At 41.1% G+C, this 19,191-nt stretch carries 29 protein-coding genes; 1 reads left to right on the top strand and 28 read right to left on the bottom strand.

Features of this window, described 5'->3' with window-relative positions:
- Positions 1–22: 22 nt before the first annotated feature.
- From HGO97_RS11335 to HGO97_RS11245, 20 genes are all read right to left on the bottom strand, one after another.
- A complete protein-coding gene (locus HGO97_RS11335) occupies positions 23–1,420 on the bottom strand; it encodes a sensor histidine kinase (protein WP_216241709.1) in 1,398 nt (465 codons plus the stop codon).
- A 62-nt stretch (positions 1,421–1,482) separates the two neighbouring features.
- On the bottom strand, positions 1,483–2,292 hold the full coding sequence (locus HGO97_RS11330; RefSeq protein WP_216241707.1) for an ABC transporter permease: 810 nt from the start codon (positions 2,290–2,292) through the stop codon (positions 1,483–1,485).
- A 10-nt stretch (positions 2,293–2,302) separates the two neighbouring features.
- Positions 2,303–3,049: an ABC transporter permease gene (locus HGO97_RS11325; RefSeq protein WP_330654243.1), complete on the bottom strand. Its 747-nt coding sequence runs from the start codon at positions 3,047–3,049 to the stop codon at positions 2,303–2,305.
- Positions 3,033–3,956 (bottom strand): ABC transporter ATP-binding protein, encoded by a 924-nt coding sequence (locus tag HGO97_RS11320; protein ID WP_216241769.1) that lies wholly within the window; start codon positions 3,954–3,956, stop codon positions 3,033–3,035. The genes HGO97_RS11325 and HGO97_RS11320 overlap by 17 nt, the downstream gene beginning before the upstream one ends.
- 109 nt (positions 3,957–4,065) lie before the next feature.
- The gene (locus HGO97_RS11315; protein ID WP_216241703.1) at positions 4,066–4,989 is read right to left on the bottom strand and encodes a sensor histidine kinase; all 924 of its coding nucleotides are present in this window, start codon (positions 4,987–4,989) and stop codon (positions 4,066–4,068) included.
- A gap of 2 nt (positions 4,990–4,991) precedes the next feature.
- Positions 4,992–5,693, bottom strand: coding sequence for a response regulator transcription factor (locus tag HGO97_RS11310; RefSeq protein ID WP_216241702.1), 702 nt, complete (start codon positions 5,691–5,693; stop codon positions 4,992–4,994).
- Positions 5,694–5,970: 277 nt separating this feature from the next.
- A complete protein-coding gene (locus HGO97_RS11305) occupies positions 5,971–6,576 on the bottom strand; it encodes a GyrI-like domain-containing protein (RefSeq protein WP_216241700.1) in 606 nt (201 codons plus the stop codon).
- Positions 6,577–6,629: 53 nt separating this feature from the next.
- Positions 6,630–7,538, bottom strand: a complete 909-nt coding sequence (locus tag HGO97_RS11300) for a helix-turn-helix transcriptional regulator (protein ID WP_330654242.1) — start codon at positions 7,536–7,538, stop codon at positions 6,630–6,632.
- Between the two features lie 29 nt (positions 7,539–7,567).
- On the bottom strand, positions 7,568–8,398 hold the full coding sequence (locus tag HGO97_RS11295) for a class I SAM-dependent methyltransferase (protein WP_216241694.1): 831 nt from the start codon (positions 8,396–8,398) through the stop codon (positions 7,568–7,570).
- A 63-nt stretch (positions 8,399–8,461) separates the two neighbouring features.
- Positions 8,462–8,779 (bottom strand): hypothetical protein, encoded by a 318-nt coding sequence (locus HGO97_RS11290; RefSeq protein WP_216241691.1) that lies wholly within the window; start codon positions 8,777–8,779, stop codon positions 8,462–8,464.
- A gap of 102 nt (positions 8,780–8,881) precedes the next feature.
- Complete coding sequence (locus HGO97_RS11285; RefSeq protein WP_216241689.1) at positions 8,882–9,352, bottom strand: GNAT family N-acetyltransferase; 471 nt, start codon at positions 9,350–9,352, stop codon at positions 8,882–8,884.
- Positions 9,353–9,374: 22 nt separating this feature from the next.
- Positions 9,375–9,554, bottom strand: coding sequence for a hypothetical protein (locus HGO97_RS11280; protein ID WP_216241687.1), 180 nt, complete (start codon positions 9,552–9,554; stop codon positions 9,375–9,377).
- Between the two features lie 95 nt (positions 9,555–9,649).
- Complete coding sequence (locus HGO97_RS11275) at positions 9,650–9,811, bottom strand: hypothetical protein (RefSeq protein ID WP_216241684.1); 162 nt, start codon at positions 9,809–9,811, stop codon at positions 9,650–9,652.
- A gap of 43 nt (positions 9,812–9,854) precedes the next feature.
- Positions 9,855–10,229 carry a GNAT family N-acetyltransferase gene (locus HGO97_RS11270; protein WP_216241681.1) on the bottom strand — a complete coding sequence of 125 codons (375 nt, stop codon included), beginning with the start codon at positions 10,227–10,229 and terminating at the stop codon, positions 9,855–9,857.
- 56 nt (positions 10,230–10,285) lie between these two features.
- The gene (locus HGO97_RS11265; protein ID WP_216241679.1) at positions 10,286–10,747 is read right to left on the bottom strand and encodes a hypothetical protein; all 462 of its coding nucleotides are present in this window, start codon (positions 10,745–10,747) and stop codon (positions 10,286–10,288) included.
- 54 nt (positions 10,748–10,801) lie between these two features.
- On the bottom strand, positions 10,802–11,359 hold the full coding sequence (locus HGO97_RS11260) for an N-acetyltransferase (RefSeq protein ID WP_216241676.1): 558 nt from the start codon (positions 11,357–11,359) through the stop codon (positions 10,802–10,804).
- The gene (locus HGO97_RS11255) at positions 11,356–11,574 is read right to left on the bottom strand and encodes a hypothetical protein (protein ID WP_216241673.1); all 219 of its coding nucleotides are present in this window, start codon (positions 11,572–11,574) and stop codon (positions 11,356–11,358) included. The genes HGO97_RS11260 and HGO97_RS11255 overlap by 4 nt, the downstream gene beginning before the upstream one ends.
- 57 nt (positions 11,575–11,631) lie before the next feature.
- The gene (locus tag HGO97_RS24010) at positions 11,632–11,754 is read right to left on the bottom strand and encodes a hypothetical protein (RefSeq protein ID WP_281419950.1); all 123 of its coding nucleotides are present in this window, start codon (positions 11,752–11,754) and stop codon (positions 11,632–11,634) included.
- A 66-nt stretch (positions 11,755–11,820) separates the two neighbouring features.
- A complete protein-coding gene (locus tag HGO97_RS11250; protein WP_216241670.1) occupies positions 11,821–12,489 on the bottom strand; it encodes a 2'-5' RNA ligase family protein in 669 nt (222 codons plus the stop codon).
- Between the two features lie 138 nt (positions 12,490–12,627).
- Positions 12,628–13,557 (bottom strand): helix-turn-helix transcriptional regulator, encoded by a 930-nt coding sequence (locus HGO97_RS11245; protein ID WP_216241667.1) that lies wholly within the window; start codon positions 13,555–13,557, stop codon positions 12,628–12,630.
- Between the two features lie 176 nt (positions 13,558–13,733).
- Here HGO97_RS11245 and HGO97_RS11240 point away from each other — a divergent pair, with 176 nt between their 5' ends.
- Entirely contained in the window at positions 13,734–14,375 is a 642-nt protein-coding gene (locus tag HGO97_RS11240; protein ID WP_216241665.1) for a type 1 glutamine amidotransferase family protein, read from the top strand.
- 157 nt (positions 14,376–14,532) lie between these two features.
- Here the strand turns inward: HGO97_RS11240 and HGO97_RS11235 are convergent, their stop codons facing one another.
- The 8 genes from HGO97_RS11235 to HGO97_RS11205 all read right to left on the bottom strand — a co-directional run bounded on the left by HGO97_RS11235 (position 14,533) and on the right by HGO97_RS11205 (position 19,166).
- Positions 14,533–15,192: a GOLPH3/VPS74 family protein gene (locus tag HGO97_RS11235; RefSeq protein ID WP_216241661.1), complete on the bottom strand. Its 660-nt coding sequence runs from the start codon at positions 15,190–15,192 to the stop codon at positions 14,533–14,535.
- A gap of 151 nt (positions 15,193–15,343) precedes the next feature.
- Positions 15,344–15,472 (bottom strand): hypothetical protein, encoded by a 129-nt coding sequence (locus HGO97_RS24005; RefSeq protein ID WP_281419949.1) that lies wholly within the window; start codon positions 15,470–15,472, stop codon positions 15,344–15,346.
- A gap of 103 nt (positions 15,473–15,575) precedes the next feature.
- Positions 15,576–15,797 (bottom strand): hypothetical protein, encoded by a 222-nt coding sequence (locus tag HGO97_RS11230; RefSeq protein ID WP_216241658.1) that lies wholly within the window; start codon positions 15,795–15,797, stop codon positions 15,576–15,578.
- Positions 15,798–16,131: 334 nt separating this feature from the next.
- Positions 16,132–16,860: a LytR/AlgR family response regulator transcription factor gene (locus HGO97_RS11225; protein ID WP_216241656.1), complete on the bottom strand. Its 729-nt coding sequence runs from the start codon at positions 16,858–16,860 to the stop codon at positions 16,132–16,134.
- A 118-nt stretch (positions 16,861–16,978) separates the two neighbouring features.
- Complete coding sequence (locus HGO97_RS11220; protein ID WP_216241654.1) at positions 16,979–17,560, bottom strand: hypothetical protein; 582 nt, start codon at positions 17,558–17,560, stop codon at positions 16,979–16,981.
- A gap of 49 nt (positions 17,561–17,609) precedes the next feature.
- On the bottom strand, positions 17,610–18,080 hold the full coding sequence (locus tag HGO97_RS11215; RefSeq protein ID WP_216241651.1) for a hypothetical protein: 471 nt from the start codon (positions 18,078–18,080) through the stop codon (positions 17,610–17,612).
- Positions 18,081–18,108: 28 nt separating this feature from the next.
- Positions 18,109–18,588 carry a hypothetical protein gene (locus tag HGO97_RS11210; RefSeq protein ID WP_216241649.1) on the bottom strand — a complete coding sequence of 160 codons (480 nt, stop codon included), beginning with the start codon at positions 18,586–18,588 and terminating at the stop codon, positions 18,109–18,111.
- A gap of 74 nt (positions 18,589–18,662) precedes the next feature.
- The gene (locus HGO97_RS11205) at positions 18,663–19,166 is read right to left on the bottom strand and encodes a tRNA (uracil-5-)-methyltransferase (protein WP_216241646.1); all 504 of its coding nucleotides are present in this window, start codon (positions 19,164–19,166) and stop codon (positions 18,663–18,665) included.
- Positions 19,167–19,191 lie beyond the last annotated feature (25 nt).

Raw genomic sequence — 19,191 nt, 5'->3', positions numbered from 1 at the left:
TATGTTCACTCCTTTAGAATGTTCACTCCTTTAGAATCGCAATCTCCTGGATAAAACGGTGATTCTTGATCTGCACTGCATTGGTCACATTCGGGTATTTCTCAATGATCTTCCCAAGAGAAAAGAGCCCCATTCCGCGCTGACCGCCTTTTGTGGAGCAGCCTTCCTTAAAAATATCCGTCATATTCACTTCGTGATATAACTGATTATCCACGATAATATGCAGCCCCTCTTCCTGGCTTGACAGGACGACATTGATATCCCCCTGCTGGTCCTTTACTTCCTCGATCGCATTATCCAGAAGAATCCCCAGAACCCTGCACAGGTCCATAACATTCATTTTCACATCACAGACAGGATACAGCACCTCCAGATGCAGCGTGATATGAAGCTGATTCATTATTGTGATTTTCTGGTAGATAAGGCTTTTCACCTCATTCATCTGGATATTGGCTAACTGATTCGTCAGGTTCATCTTTTTGCCGATTTCCTCATCAAAATCATCAATCATCCGGGAAATCGTTTTTTCTATCTCTTCGGTATTCCCTTCCCTGCTCTGCAGGTAAATGCTTGACATCATATTTTTATAATCGTGCTTGAATACACGCATATTCTGCTGGATTTTTTCCAGATCCTGAATATAAAGCTCCTGCTGCCGAAGCATCATGTCGCTGTACTTTTTCTTATCCTTTAAGGAAACAATATTCAAGAGATATACCATGGACAGCGTAAAAATAATGATGATAAACAGACAGGGCAGCATCTGCGTCCATATTGATCTGGAGGCAGCCGTCATAAGGTAAGAGAGCATATCATATCCAAGCAGGATGAACAGCGTAATTCCCAGTGTCACAGGAAATGAAGTATTCCGGTACTCAAATTCCCGGAACAGTCTTGCCAGATTCAGCTTTTCCACAATCAGATAAACCGCCGCAAGCAGCAGCGCTGTCATCGGAAAATTCAGGAAATAATACAGCTGCCTGTCCCCATCTGCCACAAGCGTGACCACCCCGTTAAGGGCCAGAAAAATCGTCTGAACACCTGTGCAGACAGCCGCCGTCAGGAACATAGAACGTTTGATATTCCTGTCAAATAGAAGGAGGGTAATGATCCAGCATACGACAAAGATCTCCAGGCCCAGAAACAACATCGGATGTATCCCTGTGACCTGTGATAAGTATAGCACGAGTTTATCTACATGTATTAATTTTTCAATCAGCAGTGTCAGAAAATAAAGAAGGACTACACCGCCCATCTTCTTTTGACTGACCTTCATGCCTGATATCTTCTGGTAAGCCCAGAAGATCGACAGTACCCATAACAGATTTCCAAACACATTGATAATCAGCTTCAAATTATCCCCCCGGTTCCTGATATAGCAGAAGGCCGCCTGCCTGATCCATCTCATTCTCAACTTCAAAAGACAGCCTTCTGATATTCGTGTAAAATATGTTTATAGCATAACAAACCGGAGCATGAACGTCAATGTAGCAAACCCGTATTCTGTTGCAAATCCGTATTTCGCGAATCTGTAGTCTTCCCCGGCAGCTTTAAAATCAGGACAGACAAGGCACCGCACAGGAGTAAAATTCCCATGCTCCCCCAGATTCCGACTGCCGATTCTTTATAATACCCGGAAAAGTTAAATACCACATTAATCGGATAAAAATATTTTAGGGTACTTGTCATGCTCACAAACAGCCCCGCAATGGAATAGATTTCTGCCAGCACCAATGCGAGCCAGTACTTTTTCATGCGTGAAGCCAAAGCGATGACCGGTGATACTGCAAAAAAGATGCCGATGCCTTCCAGCACATATTCTTTCAAAGTGACCAGCACCAGTTTCACTGATAAATCCGAAAAATGCAGAACCGCCTCGGTCAAAAATGTAATCATGAAAAGCAGCAGATAGAGCATCACGCTAAGTTCAAACGTGACGATCATTTTTGCGACCGTCAGCTTTACCTCGTTGATGGGAATCAGGCGCAGCGATTTGATCGTGTCCTCATCCTCCTCGCGGCAGATCATATAACTGCCAAAAAGGGCCGTTACGGCAGGAAAGACAAACATGACGGACCACGGCTGGACTTCATCCATGTACCAGCCCGCATTATCAATATAGCGCAAATTGTCCCTCACATATTTAAGCCCATCCCCGACGACTGGTCCATGATACACATCCAGTCCCCCGGCAAAAATCATGACTGCCAGCAGGACCACTGCAAACACAGTGATCCAGACGATCTTCGAACGGCGGATCTTCTGGTGCTCCGCCCAAAGTAATTTCTGCATCCTCTAATCCTCACTTTCTTCTGCTCAATACAACGTTAACAAATGCAACTGCTGCCAGATCCCAGACACAAAAACAGAGAACTGCCGGCAGAATCCTAAAATCCTGTGTGAGGGTAAGCCCCTGCATCTCTTTGTTGCGCAAAAGAATCGGCAGCATACTGGATAATGGGTGCAGATACATATTTACTGGAGTTAATATAAAACCAGCAAAAGCGTACACGATCGTAAGGCAGGCCGGAAGGATATATCCCTTTGTACAGGCAGCCACCGCCAGGATCGGCAGCATTGCAAATGAAATGATTCCCCCAAGCTCCATGCATCTTTCCAGCAGAAACAGGATACTGCTCCAATTAAATCCAATAATCCCAGTGGGCACTCCGCATAACACAGTGGCTGCCGCAGTGATCAACATGAAGGTGACTGCGTAAATCAGAACCACAAAAAACTTGCTGAAAAAATATCCCATCTGGCTGACAGGCACGATCCAGAGCTGTTTGGCCGTATCATACCGGGTTTCCTCGTACATCAGCATGGTGCACAGGATTCCCAGAACAACAGGCAGGATAATAAAAACTGTAAAGCCAAACGCCGCCCACCGGTAAAACTCCATCGGGTCCACATCTGTTTTTCCTAAATATTTGAAGTATAGAAGCGCTAAAAACGGCATCATCAGGGCCGCCAACAGCATGATCCAAATCAGCTTTCTGCGGCGCAGTTTTAAAAATTCAGTCTGGATCAGTCTAAGCAATGCCCTCACCTCCCGTGATTTTTTTGAAATAGTCCTCCAGCGTGTCATTACACAGCTGGGAGCTGATGACTGCCACGTCCTCCATCATTAATGCCTTATTGACTGCCGCCATATTCAAAGAGGTATCATAGATCCGAAGAGTATGGTTATCCGAAACCGAATAATCCTGGGTATGAAACTGGCGTTCTAGAATGAGAGACGCCTTCGGTATATCTGAAACCTGAAGAAGGATATATCTGCTGTTTTTCTTTTCCAGTTCGCGCATACTGCTCTCCTCCAGAAGAACACCATGGTCGATGATGCCGATATCATCCGCCAGCAGTGCGATTTCTGAAAGGATATGGCTGGAGATCAGGATCGTCTTGCCCTCCTGCTTACTTAAGTCCAGAATAAAATTACGGACCTCGGCAATACCGATGGGGTCAAGGCCGTTGGTCGGCTCGTCGAGGATCAGCAGCTCCGGATCGTGAAGGATGGCATTCGCAATTCCCAGCCGCTGCTTCATGCCCATGGAATATTTCCCGAACAGCTTTTTATCTTTATAGGGCAGACCAACAACATCCATTGCCCGCTTTACGGCATTTGGAGCCGCCGTGCCCCGCAGCTTTGCAAAAATCTCAAGGTTCTCCGATCCGGTCAGATTCGGATAGAATCCCGGCGTTTCAATGATTGCTCCGATCCGTGGATAAACCTTTTTCTCCCTGCCTTTGATGTTACGGCCGAATACCTTCACCTCCCCTGAGGTAATCGGAGTCAGTCCCAGGATCATTTTCATAATCGTGGTCTTTCCGGCTCCATTGCGGCCGAGCAGGCCATAGATCCGTCCCTTTTTCACATGAAGATTCACAGAATCTACCACGGTCTGGTCTCCATAGTTCTTAGTTAGTTGTCTGGTTTCAATCAGAAAATCACTCATATTTTTCCTCACTTTCTCGATCATCTGTATGATTCTTTTTCTTTCATGTTCCCATTATAAGAGACGAACCTTGCCAGAACCTTGCTGAAATCTTGTTTTTATCTTGCTTTCACAGGACTTTTGGAAGCAGAATGGTAAACGTAGTTCCTGCACCAGGGGTGCTGGACGCCGTAATTGTTCCCCCATGGGCATTGACAAGTTCCTTTGCAATCGACAGGCCGAGGCCGTTGCCCTGCATGGAACGTGAATGGTCACACTGGTAAAGACGATCGAAAATATGTGGAAGATTTTCCTTTGAAATCCCTTTCCCATTATCCGTTACCGTAATTCCGATCTGCTGTTCCTCTCCAGCAATGTGCAGCGTTACGTGATCTGCCTCGCTGTGGACCAGAATGTTCTGAAACAGATTGTTCAGGATACGGGTATATGCATTTGGGTCAACCCGGACCGTATCCTCAGTCTCAGGAATGTCAATCTCATAATCCAGACCGGCACTTTCTAATACTGGTATCCACTCAGCCATGATATTACGGGATAATTCATTCAAATCATAAACCTCAAAGTGGTACACCTGCTCTCCCGCATCCAGCTTTACCCACTCGAATAAAGAGGTCACAAATTCCTTTAAGCGATAAGCCTTTTCTGATGCCACATGGATGTATTCCTCCGCTTCCTCCCCTGTGACCAGCTTTCCCTCTACTGCCTCCAGATAGCCGACCAATGAGGCCAGCGGTGTCTTCACATCGTGGGATAAGCTTGTCATTAATCTCTTGTATGCCTGCTCGGACTGTCTCTGCTGGATCAAAAGTGATTGGCTGCCAACCGCAATCTCATTGATGCCATAACAGATCTGTTTTGTCATATCACTTTCCCTGGTCAGTACACGACGGTTCAGGTTTCCTGCCTTGATATCTTCCAGCGCTTCCCGAATCAGAGATAATTGTTCTCGGACACGGCACAGCTTGATAATAAGATACAGAATCACAAAGAAAAAGAAAATGCATCCAAACATCAGGTATCCGTTGATATCCATTTTTATGCCTCCTTATTAAATCGGTACCCCACACCCCGTACCGTCAGTATATAGTACGGATGCTCCGGGTCCGGCTCTACTTTTTTCCGCAGTTTACTGATAAAGGACATAATATTACTGTCATCAAAAGCGTAATCTTCCTCCCAGACCTGGTTATAAATCTGCTTTTTCGTAAATACCCTTCCTTTATTAGACGCCAGAAAAGAAAGAAGGTCAAATTCCCTGCCTGTGAGTTCCACCGCCTGATCATTCACGGTGACAATGCGGTTTGCCTTATCGATGACCATCCCCTTCAAAATAAGACGCTCCGTATCCGTTTCCAGAGTCGGGTTCAGGGTGGTATAGCGCCGGATCAGGGAATGGACACGGGCCATCAATTCGTTGATACTGAAAGGCTTGGTCAGATAATCATCTGCTCCGAGCCGCAGCCCGGAAACCTTATCTTCCTCATCACTTTTCGCGGTGAGCATCAGCACCGGAACATTACTGATCTCCCGGACCTTTCTAAGTACCTGGAACCCGTCCAGATCCGGCATCATAATATCCAGGATAATCAGGCAGAGATTGTCCTTATTTTCATCAGCCAGCCGAAGCCCCTCTATGCCTCCATGAGCTGTCAGGGCGGTTAAGTTTTCCTGCTCTATACACTTCTTCATCAGGGCGCACAGCTCCCTGTCGTCATCTATAATCAAGACCTTGTCCATAAATTTCGCCTCCTGTTATATTGTCTGCTGCTTTTGTCTGCTTTTTGTCGTTTTTAGTATAGCAGACATTTCTTGAAATAGGTATTTCTTTATTATACGGTACTAAGGGGCAAAATACCTTCTGACCCCAAAAATATTATATAGCATGAACCTTGCCAAAACCTTGCCTTGTCCTAATTTTTGTAATTGCAAATAAAGAAAGCCCTGCAGGTTCACAGGACTTTCGGACGTGTAAGTATTGTATTTGAATGAATAACATCACATTTACCCTCACGTATCACTTTATCTTATAACGCAGAATGGTTTTCAGTTTACTTTTTTCTGTTCGGTTCGCGTTATTTAAATAGATTTCTCTATGATGACTTTCGATTCTCTCTAATTGATGTGCCTTTAAAAATTCATTCATCTTCTCAAACGAAGCAGGTTCATCATCAAATGCACCAACATGTAATATCTGAACGCTTTTTCCATCATTCATCGTATCAAAGCTGATTTGTGCATATAGTGGATTGGGCTTTTTTATCTTCACCTTTTCTAATGCATGATCGACCATTTCTTTCGTTATGAAATCTGGCTGACGAATCATGATCGTATATTCTAATTTGTCTTTATCGAGTTCCAAACCCTCTATCTGCTTCCAGATTCCCTCCAATGGGTAGACCGTAAAGTCAGTGATCTCATTTGATTTAGACGCTGACTTATACCCCATTTTAATTGCATAAGCCAATGCATATAATGCTCCTACCTTATCCGAAAATTCGGTATCATTTGGATTTCCTTTCCCACTGATCATGATAAATTTCTGTAAAGGAACATCGACCATGACAGGCTTTGTTTTTACACCGTATAACTCTTTCTCCAGCTTTCTCCATTCGTGTTTCATATGAACACCTCCTTATGCATCTCATTATACGCTGCATAACCTGCCATCCTAAGTCAGGTTCTATATTTTTTCTGCATTTCTTCTATTTTGGCATTTATTCGTTCTCTTAAACTCTGAGGTTCTAATATTTCTACATGCTCGGCAAAGGAGAAAATATAACTATAAAGAATGTCATTATCCGGCAAATCAACTTGTACATATAGATTACCTTGTTCATCCTCTGTTACCTGATCTGTAAATTCATCATATATCCGAAAAGCTGCATGTTTATCGAATTTCAATTTCGTATTGACCGTTTTTTCAATTTTTATTTGGCTTTCTATATTGGAAGGAATCGGGATCGGGGGAAAAGTTTCCGTTAATATTTCTAGTGTTTTAATTCTGGTCAGCTTAAAAAAGCGATAGTCATTTCTCATCAGACAAAAACCATACAAATACCAGCTTTTGCTTTTAAATATTAATTTTAACGGCTTGACTCTCCGCTCTGTTATTTTGCCATTACCTCCATAATATTTCATCGATATGACATTTTTTCCGAAGATAGCATTTTTGATCAAATTAAATATATCCTGCGTCGGTTTATTTTGAACCCAATCAGAAAAATCAACTTCTATCCAGTTTGTAGACTTTATTTGAAACAAAGCACCTAACTTTGTTAACAATTCATCTGCATTCTTACCATTTGTCGCAATAATCCCCTGTAAAGCATTTAGAATATGTTCTCTTTCTTCTTCTGTAAAAAATGATTTATCCATCGTGAAACCATCATCAATGAATATCCCGCCATTCTTGCCCTGCGTTGCATAAATAGGGATACCGGCACTACTGATTACATCAATATCACGATATATGGTTCTAATAGATATCTCGAATTTTTCAGAAAGCTCTGGTGCTGTAGCTCTTCCCTTTTCTAAAAGATAATAAACCATTTTAAATAGTCTGCTCTCGTTCAATTTCTTCACCTCATTATGGTATTTATAGCATGCAGACCCTATTTTGTAAAAACGCCGCAAATTGTCTCGCACTCGTCCCAAAATTTCTTTCCTGCTACGTCGCCATAGAATTCGAAACTACTAAAACCTGCGGTTTGAACTTCTGATAACAGCTTATCTTTCGTAAAAAAATGATCCCATATGTTATAGCATCTGACTGCTTCGTCGGTCAAAATAATACATTGCCGCAGCTCTGTAGCATCCTCGTCATCATATTGATATACAGACTCCAAACAGATATGAGGTCTTTCGCACCAAAAGCCGCCCGTTTCACAATATTGCCAGGTATGGCTTTCGTCTCTTCGCATACTTGGTGTAAAAACATCAACAATAAATTTTCCATTCTGTTTTAATGACTGATAGACTTTTTTTAATAAAAGGAGCCTGTCCGTAACTGGCAGAACAGCATAATCACAGTAGATCAATGTCACTACATCAAATTGATTTTCATAATCCATTGTCAGGTAGTTTTGGTAATGGTACTCGATAACACTGTTGCTTTGTATAGCCTGGTCTTTCGCATACGCGATTGAACGTTCGGAAAAGTCTATCCCTGTGACAGAATATCCGGCCCTGAAAAACCGCTCTGCATAAAGGCCGGGTCCACAGCCAAGATCCAGCAGTGATTTGTATTGAGACGGCGGCGTAATTTGAGAAATCCAATGAACAGACTGATCAAGGAATTCATGCCTGCGGGTCGCCCCATCCTCCTGCGGATTTAGATGTGCTTCCAGCATCTTCCCGGAAATATGTGGATCATTCCAGAATTCTCCTGTGCTTGGAGCATATAGCTGGGGTTTTGTAAGATAACTGCTTAATTCTTGAATCATAATAACTCCTCCTGGACAGAAACGTGTCGGTTAGCTCTCAGATTACATCCATTGCAATTCTGCCTATTCTTGTTGTTTAAAGAGAATCCATTCATTATCTATGCAGACAGCAAGTCCTTCATCCGTAAATGTATATTCCGAATCTAAATCTCTGTTAAAATTTGCCTCGCCATTTTTAGCTGGCATTTCATCTGTATATGAAGTAATATTTCTAATAACCACACTTTCATTGACTTCCCCTGATAATTGTTCTCCAGTAGAATAATAGATCGTATCGTTTACCATTATTGCTGCCGGATAGTCCCCTTCAGTACCTTTTTTACTACAGCCAGCAAGTATAATCATACATATAAATATCAGCCATAATCCTTTATTCTTCATAATCACACCCAATTTTTAAGTCAAAGCGGATATTTAGAATCCGCTTCGCTATTTCCTCTTACCTCAGTAACTGGATTTTTATTTTATTCGGTTCATTAGAGATCAGAACTGGCACTCAATAGTTTTCATCATTTCACAAAACCCATTTCTTTCATAGAATCTCATACCGTCAATATTTTGTGGAAAAACCTGCGTCCGAATAAAATCTGCACCCTTTCTTTTTCCATATTCTTTACTGGCATCCATAAGAATTGTCCCGATTCCTTTGCTCCTCTCACTTTCCAAAACACCCAAATCTTGTATGTAAATGACAGTCTGTGGTTTCAGACATGCAACATTTTTCTGTTTTAATATCATCACATGAGAAAAACCTATCACCTTCCCATCAATTTCTGCTACTATGATATCTTGATTATCATCTTGTAATATTGAAGAGAAAAAATCATCATTCCTATAACCCATCACAAAATGTTCAGGTTGATATTTTACACTATCCGTGTCTAATTCAAAATACAAGTGTCTTAGCTGCTTGGCATCATCCATGTTCGCCAACCTGATATGCACATTATTCATTCTCTTTATCCTCCTCGACCTTCTATCTATTCCTTAATATTTCCAAGGCATCTTCCATAGTGATGCATTTCGCATATCTTTCGGGCCACATGAATCTGTTATAATAATCATAAGCCACTTCTTTTGAAAAATATTCATTATCAAATTCATATAGTCTATTATCAGTAATTCCTTTTTGCGTGTCCACAACTAATAAAATCATTTATTTTCACCTGTAGTTTCTAAGTTTCTTTTTATATTTCCGTAATATTATATATGAAAAAACAGAAGTTTAAAGTTGTGACATCCACAGAAACTTTACTTTTTCTTTTTATAAGCGTTAGACAATGATCCAAATGCAACCCCCAAAACCAAACCTAATCCTATGCTATTAAGCAAAAGTCCAAATAATAGCCCTAGACTTATTCCTATGCCTAAATTATTATTTGAATTTTCATCTCCATTTTTTCTGTTTTTCATACCTAACCCTCCATTTGAAATTCCATTAGGTGTACGGATTTATCTACTTTTCTATTATGTAGGATTGCAGACTCTTTGCACACCCATTCTTTTCATAGAATTCTTCCAGCCCCGGCTGTGCACCAAAATATAACATCGTAGGTGTACTGTCCTTTGCAAGTTGGAGAAGTTTACTGCCAATCCCTTGCTTCTGGTATTCTGGAAGAACAAGCAATTCGGTAATTGTTCCAAAATAGTAACCGTCTGAAAGAATACGCAGACATCCAATAAGTTTGTTATCATCATAGACTGTGATATTTATTGTTTTAGATAATGCTGCCTGCGTCTTTTCCATGTCATAATCACCTGGCCATACCTGATTCACAAAAGGAATAAAGACTGACGCATTAAGTTCTTTATCGTCTACTTTATAGATCACTATTTTACACCCCGTTTCTCCTCAACAAGTTGGAATTTGAAATACTATGAAATGTGTTATATGATACGTTCAGCAAATATCTCTGCATTTATATACCATTCGCCATCCTCTTTTACAGTAATGTTTTCCCAATGGAAACAATAATCTTCTATTTTAGTAAAAACCCACTTTCTTCTTTCATCATTGACGAAAGTAAGCATGATCATGTCATCTTGTTTTTTTGCTTCAAGTCGTATTATTTTTCCAGTATAACCATAAGCTACATCCCATGCATGTGTGTCGGGATTATAGATACGTAACGATGTCCCATATTCATAACCAGGCAGAATAATAACATCTTGAATAGCCATTCCTTCAAGAACCCATGAGAAATGCCATTCCCCTTTAATTGCAAGAGAATTGTCACTCTCAATATAGTTGATTGCCCAACTACCGATCAGTTTTCCAAAATAGTTAAACTCATCCGGTAATGCTGTATTTTTACTCTCACTTGTTAATGCTTCGATGAATTTTTGCATTGGTAATTCCTTCCTAATATATAAATAAACTTAATTACAAATTTTAAATTCGGCTTATTTCATGATCCAATATCCGTCATAAGCATATCCTGTCTTTCCTATCAGAAAATGCTCTGATTTTGTAAATCCTATCCTTTGTATTGCTTTCGTTCTTTCCACTGCATAGACTGGAACTTTAGTAATGATACCATCACAACCTAACATCTCGTAAATATGTGGTGTTATTAGTGCCATTATATCGTACAATACATCTTCTTTTTCATAGTCGCTTCTTACATCAACTCTTAATATTCCCATATGATCGAAGTCATCTTCGGAAACTCGTAAGCATATCTCGATTGTTCCGATTACACTTGCTACTGTTTTGTCAACAATAGAAAGCCTGACAAACCAACCATTTTGATATGCCATGTTCCAGAAGTTAAGAGCTTCTGTCATTCTTTCTTTTGTTTCATAGTAAAAAATATCTCCATCACAACTATCACTATTAAAAAACGGCAAAGCATTTTTGTCACTGTATACTTTTAACAAATCCTCACAATCTTCATAATTCACTAATCTTAATAAAAATTTCTCATTCTCTAATTCAGGACATGATTCATAAATGTTCATAGTTCATCCTCCTCTATTTTGTTGAATATGACAGTTTGCTCTTTCATTGAAATTTTTCCTACTTGATAACCATATTCCGTAAGTTCCTTTTTGTATTTCAAAAAAGAATGGTCGATGGCTGTCCCTGCTATTTCAGCAATTTCATCAAAAGTCAATTTGTAAGATTGTCTTCCATTATCCTGTACATATTTCCATAATGCATCATACTTACTCATCGAATCTTCCCCCCTCACAACTTTCAAATTCTTAACCAACTCCTAAAATCCATTCCTCTAAAAGATAACGCCCATAACCACAGGTACTACCATAACCAAAATTGTTCCAATGACAGATGCCACGACTACCTTTTTTAAATCATACTTTTGTTGTTTTGTCATACTTTTATACCAGTCCATAAATAATCCCCTTCATATATTTTAGTTACTTTAAAACAATTGTCATACTCTTTACCTCTACTTTATCTATTTCAAACAAAAAGTTCTTATTAATTCTTTTTTGGAATCAAACCAATTATGACAAGTCAATTCTATATTAGTAACATCCATGTCCCCAAATCTGACCTGCCCCAGTTCGCTTATCTTTTCTACAAGCTTTTCCCTTTCCTGAAGTTTATTTTTGAATCTTGCAATCGTAATATGGGAAGACTTGGTGGGATACCGCTCGTCTAACACGAGCCCGTATTCTGCAATGTGTTCTCTTAACTGTCCTCGTATCTGCTGCATTTCCATATCACAGAAGCCTTTTGCCATAATACAGCTTTCACTCATTGTCAGACCCTTCATTTCGATATGAAAAGGATGAAAATTCTTTAAGATTTCTTCGGATAAAGAGATGCAGCTCATTTTCTGATTCTCTGTATATTGAAATCCCTGTCTCGCGGTGATAATATCAAATAACGTTATATGGAAATCTTCCCTGGGATAATAATATTGACTGGGTTCTATTCCCCTTAATTCTCTGATAACACTTTCTATTTCATTTTGTATCTCTCTCGTTGGACGTATCACCAGTGTAAGTCCCATACGTGTATCAGAGCAGTCACCAATTGTCTTATCAACATACTCCTTCCCTGAAAGAACGCTATTCTGACCACGTCTCATAATATCCGAATAAAGTGATTCTAAATCCATAAAAATGCACCTTTCTATTTTAATTACTTTTTGTATTCCCGCTAAATTGCAATTAATAGAATCATTATAACATATATTCAGATTTACTGGCTGTTGTCAGAAAATATATTTTCTGATCCTATTTTCTGATTCCTTCTTCTATTCATATAAGTCAGCTAACTCCCGTGCTCTGCGCTTCATTTCTGCCCGTATATGTAACGGCTCCAGACACTCGCATCTGGTTCCGAAGCTGAAAAGAATATCGTAGTGGTATTCGTTTTCTATGAAAGGGAATTGCACAAGGTAATGCTCATCTCCATCCGGTACAAAATGTTCAAAAGTACAATACTCAAGCACCCTGTCCATAATCGATTTATGTATACGGATCTTGACTGTTGTCTGCATAGTTTCCAAAACATCCTCGAAATCTAAAGTCGGTTTTTGATAATCTCGCGGTATAAAAGTCTCCTCTTTCATCTGCAGTCCTAATATGCGGGATAGTCTGAACAGGCGGAAATCATTTCTCTTATGGCAATACCCTTGTAAATACCAGTGACTGCTTTTTAGTACAAGCTGGTATGGCTCGACTATACGCGTGGTTTTATTTCCATGATGGGCGATATATTCGAAGGAAAGCAGCTTATGATCCTGCAAGGCTGATTTGATAATTTCTAAATAAGGCTGCATGTTGCTGTTACCCATCCATGGACTCAGGTCGATACAGATCTGATTTACTTTTAATTCGATGTCCTTCGCTCTCTCGGCAGGGATAAAGCTCTTGACTTTTGCAAGGGCATTTACCAGCTCCTCACCCCGTATCATATCGGAAAGGCTGGTAAGTCCCATCAGAATAGCGGAAAGGTCGGCAGTTGAAAACACTTTTTTGTCCACCTTATATTCCTTCATAATCTCAAAGCCTCCGCCTACACCCGGCGCTCCACGGACGGGAATCCCTGCCATGTTGATTGCATCTATATCTCGATAGATTGTGCGTGGGGAAACTTCGAACATCTCCGCCAACTCCTGCGCGCCGATCCGCTCTTTGTCAAGAAGGATCATAATAATACTGACAAGTCTGTCTATTTTCATTTAATAACCGCCTTTCAAACGATGTTTTCAAAGCTGATGCTCCACATTCGCTTTGCTGCTTCCTTGATGTATTTTAATTGCTGCCATATTGTTGTCAATAATTGTATGATACACTAAGCAGGCAGACAAATCAAACTGCCTCTCTGGAGGAAGCACAAAGAAAATGGAGGAAAATTATGTTTACAATCTATGTTTATGTTCTTGATACTTTAGCTGACTGGGAACTGGGATATGTTACTTCAGAACTGAATTCTGGACGGTTTTTCAAAAAAGGGGCACCACGTGTGATGATTAAAACGGTCAGTTGTTCTAAAGAACCGATTCATACAATGGGCGGACTGACTATTATTCCCGACTGCCTGACCGATGATATCGCTGTGAGTCAGACAAGTCTTTTACTATTGCCAGGCGCAGATACATGGAATAATCCAAAGCATGGCGCTGTTATTAAAAAAGCAGGTGAATTTCTTGCTTCTGGCGCTGCCGTCTGTGCCATCTGTGGAGCCACCGCCGCACTCGCGGGCTTCGGGTTGTTGAATGACCGTCCGCATACCAGTAATGGACCGGGATTTCTTGAAATGTTCGTTCCTGATTATAAAGGGCAGAATTTTTATGTAGACGCCCCCTCTGTGGCGGACAACAACCTGATTACCGCTGGCTCCGCCGGAGCGTTATTGTGGGCAAAACAGATCCTTGCATATTTAGATGTTTTCCAATCAGACACACTAAAATATTGGTATGAATACTTCCATACCGGTAAGCCGGAACATTTCTTTGCCCTGATGCAGTCTCTGCCAGCCAATCACAGCCAGCTATAAAGACTTTCACCCGTTAGAGCGCGCACATAGCGCAAAGGAAAACGCAGCCCCCTTTTGTCAAGTGACTGCGTTTTTTCTAATTTCTTCCATTTTCTCTGAATTCTTTTCCCCAGGGTTGGATGCGTTTCGTCCAAAGCTGGATGCGTTTCCTTTGGAACTAATTTATACTTGTCATAACACAGCACATGATGATAGCAGTCATGTCCTCTACATAATTTACCATCTCTGCCAACTGCTTACTCTGTGGGTCCTTCTTCAACTCTTTCAGTCTGGTCTTTAAATCAGCTCCTTCGGATTTAGAAAAATACTGATTCAGATTTTTTGTTTCTTTTAGGATACAGAGAAGTGCCATATCATGCGGGGTGATCCTGCCTTCTTTGAGCACTGCTGACCTGAGAACTTCAACCAGTCTTTCCTTGCTGCCTGGCTCAGGAATATAGACGATCTTATTTCCAAATAATCCGCCTTTTTCTTCCGTTACTGCATGAACACTCAGCAGAGATTCACCGATTTCAGTTGTGAGCTCCTTGAGCCTTTTCCCTGTTGAAAACATGTAATCGTTCATTAACTTATCAATGGTACGTGGCTTCTCTTTCAGATAGGCATACAGAGATGCTATGTGTCCCAGCTCTCCGGGAATCTCTTTCACCACGGTAATTTTTTTCCTTTCTATCATAACTACCTCGTTTAACAACAAATCCATGACACCTGCTGCCACAAGTCCTGCATTTGACTCATCTGCACGCATGGACGGCATATACCCCTTTTCATTGACTGCCAAAATATAATATTCCTGTATCACTGATTTTCTGTTCATATTCTGCCTCCCATAATTTTGCTATTTTAGTAAGTATACCATACTTTGGAAGGCCGATTTTCTATTTCTGCCGCAACGGTCATTTTTCTTTCCTGAACTGTAAAAATCCCAGGAGCAGTCTTTGCACATTTTTCTATTCCAAATCTACCCGCTATTCTATCTTCCGCAGTCTTTCGACCACGCTGCCCTTATTGAATACGCTTAAGGCGATGGCAGGTACGATCAGCGCTAATAATATAAAGACTGCCAGGACTGTGCCAAGCACGGCTGAGCGCAGCACGTAGTTCAGGCATTCCAGCGTACTGAGTTTCCGAGACTATTCAGAATGAACTCAAGATATCCTGAAATAGCGGACAAAATCAACGGACACAGCGGTTTTGCTGTCATTCATCATGCCGCCAAACCATTTCTATCTTCTCTATGGAATCTATTTTTTGAGAGATGGCCTTTATTAACTCTATTACGCTTCTAAACTCTACCTCATAATTGTCCTCACCTACTAAACGTCCCTGCCATTCACCACGCTTCATATCTGTAATTGTCAGGGTAAAGGTCTGTCCTGCCATATCCTTGCCTTCTTCACACTTATCAGGAAACTCTTTCATTTTCTCCTCCTTGAATCTTGTCCTTCATTTGTTTCTTATTGGATGTTCTGCATTTTCTATTCTTACATATATCCTACCATAATTTTCCCATTTGTGGCTGTGTCGTTTACGTCGCTAACGTTGTCGTTTACGTTGTCGTTCCATTTTTCTCTTGTGGAACTTATGAAACTAAAGCAAAATAAAATCATTCATACAGAGGATTCCGTTTTCCTTATACAAACTGCATTGAAAATCCCTGAATAAAAACAAGGGTTTCTGATGCTGCAGATTCTATGATATAAAAAAACCATTGTCTCCTATGGCACAAAAAGTTGCATAGAAACAATGGGTTTATTTAACGGTTCATATACCAGACCAATGCATTCTGGAATTCTTTATAATACATTCTTCCTGTGGGCACGACCTGCCCGCCCTTGAGACAGACTTTGCTTCGTGTAACGGTTTCTACATATTCCAGATTGACCAGAAAACTGTTATGGCTTCTTGCAAAGTTATATGTTGGCAGCACTTTTTCTACTTCTTTCAAAGAAGTATATAACACTTCCTCTCTCTGCGATACAAGATGGATTGTTACTATATGGTTCTCGCTTTCTGCATAGAGGATTTCCGACAGTTTGATCCAGGTGGTTTTTCCTTTGCTTTGTATCATGACGGTTTCCGGTACTTGATTAAGCTTCCAATCGGTTTTTAGTGCATGGCGAAACCGTTCCTTATCAATGGGCTTCATCAGATAATCGATTGGCTGTACCCGATAACCTGTTTTTAAATATTCTTCCGATCCGGTGACAAAGATAATACTGATCCGGTTTTCTTCTGTCCGAAGACGCTTTGCCAGTTCCATCCCAGACATTCCATCCATCTCGATGTCCAGTATCAATAACCGGAGCTGAAGTTCCCCCTCTGTCATCGTTTCCCACAATTCTTCAGCGGATGCATATGGATATATGATGTGCTTTATTCTCTCTTCTGTTAGTATTTCTTCACAAAGTCTGCAAATTTCACGACGCACAAGTTCGTCATCTTCACAGACTGCCAAACGGTATTCCTGCATAACTCTACCCATCTTTCATCTTTGTCTGTTCTTGCTTTATCATTGAATCAAATTTTTCACATTTTATCAAAAAATGGCTAGAGATACAAGTGTTTTTGGCATTTTCTAAAAGAATTGAAATTTCCACTGTTTACCAGAGAGGTTTGCTTGCGATATGTTTGCTTCTGAGAATAAAAACAGCCGTCAATACGGATGCTGATAACGCCAGCAATCCCGCAAACCAGCCCACTGCTGTCTCATCTCCGGTCTTTACGCCCTTGGCTCCTGTATGGGAAGTGGTGTCATCTCCTGTGCTTGTATTTCCTGTACCTGTAGTTCCGGATGTATTTTTGATCACAGCCACGTTTAATACGTTACCATCTTCATACAAAGCTTCTGCTGTATAGGCCCCCCCTGTAAGCGATACCGTCGTTTCCTGGCCGGAAAGACCATAGGACACCTTTCCAAGCTTCCAGCCGCTTTCCACTTTCACTTCATAGGTCTGCTCCTTTAGCCTTGCAACTTCTATCTTCTGTGTACCGGTATAGGTCTTTCCATTCACGGTCACAGATGCATGTTCTGCTATGTTCAGCGTAACGGTGTGGGCGCTTGGTACTTCTGTCTTCACTACCGTTGCATTTTGTTCTTCAGACGCAAATGCTGTCACAGGACAAAGCAGCATGATCACTGCACACAGCATACTGAACATGGTAAATACTTTGCTGCTTTTCACACCTCCACCTCCTTTCACAAACTTTATGGCTGTGGTGTACTCGTTTCACCTAATTGCCGCAAACTGTTTCTATCTCTGCGTTAAAAGTAATTGTTCCGGTATAACTTCCCGCTTTTGCCTGCCTCCACGCATCTTCTGCTATGTATATCTTTAAGCCGATCTCTTTCGCCGCTCCCCTTAATTCTGTTTCGCTCCACATAGCTGACGAGAAAGCGACAGACTGCTCATCCTTAAGCGCATAGGTTAGATCCGTATTCTGAACCGCATTATGCAATGAGCCGCACGAAGCTGTTACCATGACCTGCTCCGTTGGAAGTACATTGCCTGTCACCTTCAGTTTTCCGGACAGCAATGTGTTCTCAGCGCCATAAGTAATGCTTGTCTCTGCCGGAACTGTAAGAATATAAGTTGAGTCCACCGTAGCCTTCACTGTAGTGCTTCCCTCCTGCGCAGATACCGGCAGTGCCGTCGTCGTCATCATCATAACACTCATGATTCCTGCTAATACTCTTTTTTTCATACTTTTTTCCTCTATGCAATCGCTAAGTTTATTCATCAACAATCGCTAAGGTATAGGTGATTGAGCCACTGTAGTTTCCTGCGGCAGTCCCTTCCTCCACCGGTGAAAAATACAGTTTGCCATCGGTTCCATTTATAAACTTTGTAGTCTGATTTTTAAACTCTGCAATAACGGTATCTCCGGTAATGAGATCCGTTTTATTTGAACCTTTACTCACTGTTGTCGTGGTGGTTGCTCCTTGGTCAGCTCTTGTTAATGTAACCGTGCCATCGGTAATACCGTTTATAGATACTTGAAGCTTTTTACCCGGTTCAATATTCATTGCTGTAGCCGCAACTGTCTGGACGACTTCATCTGTTTGGCTCAGTGTGGTCTCCGGAATGGATACTATATAGGTGCTTCCCTGCGAATATAGCACCGTCATATTTTTATCTTCCGCCATTACCGGCATCGCCATTGCACTTATAAGTGCCATACTCAAAATTCCTGCTGTTATTTTCTTCTTCATGATGTGTATCCTCCTTGAGATTTTAATTTGCAGATTGTTTCTGTATTCGTTTTATTTTCTTGAGAATCGCCTTTCTATTCCATCACCTTTAATGTTAACTTTATCTCAGAACCGTTGAGCGGTGTCTGTTTTTCATCCATAGCGAAGCACTCATATTTGAGTATCGCATCTTCATAGCTTCCGGCCGGAAGGCTCTGGAGCAGCTCCATTTCATAGATACCCTTGCCCGGCTCTACCAGATTGGATTCCCACAGCTTCGTGTCATCCTTCAGATAGAGGGACATCTTGAAATAACAGGTGTTCTGTTTCGGGTTATATAGGTTCACTGCCTGCTCGGCGGCATCTGCCTTGAAGGTCATGGAATCAAATCCCGGAATATCAATGGTATCTGTGTTCTTCTCACCTGTATAGACTTCCTGTTCTCCCGTCCAATCCTCTGCTTTTTTGTCCACTTGCCCGGTTGCAGGCGTATCCTTTTCTCCAAACCAGTTGTTCCAGTTCATGCCCACAAATACACCGCCGCAGACCAGCAGGAGTACAATGACTGCCAGAAGAACATTTTTAACTGTTTTCTTCATATTGCTTCCCCTTACTTATATGTAT

Origin of the sequence: Faecalicatena faecalis (assembly GCF_012524165.2) — a bacterium.
Classification (GTDB): domain Bacteria; phylum Bacillota; class Clostridia; order Lachnospirales; family Lachnospiraceae; genus Faecalicatena_A; species Faecalicatena_A faecalis.
Note: the sequence above shows the minus strand (reverse complement) of the source record. Positions and strands in the feature narration are given on the sequence as shown.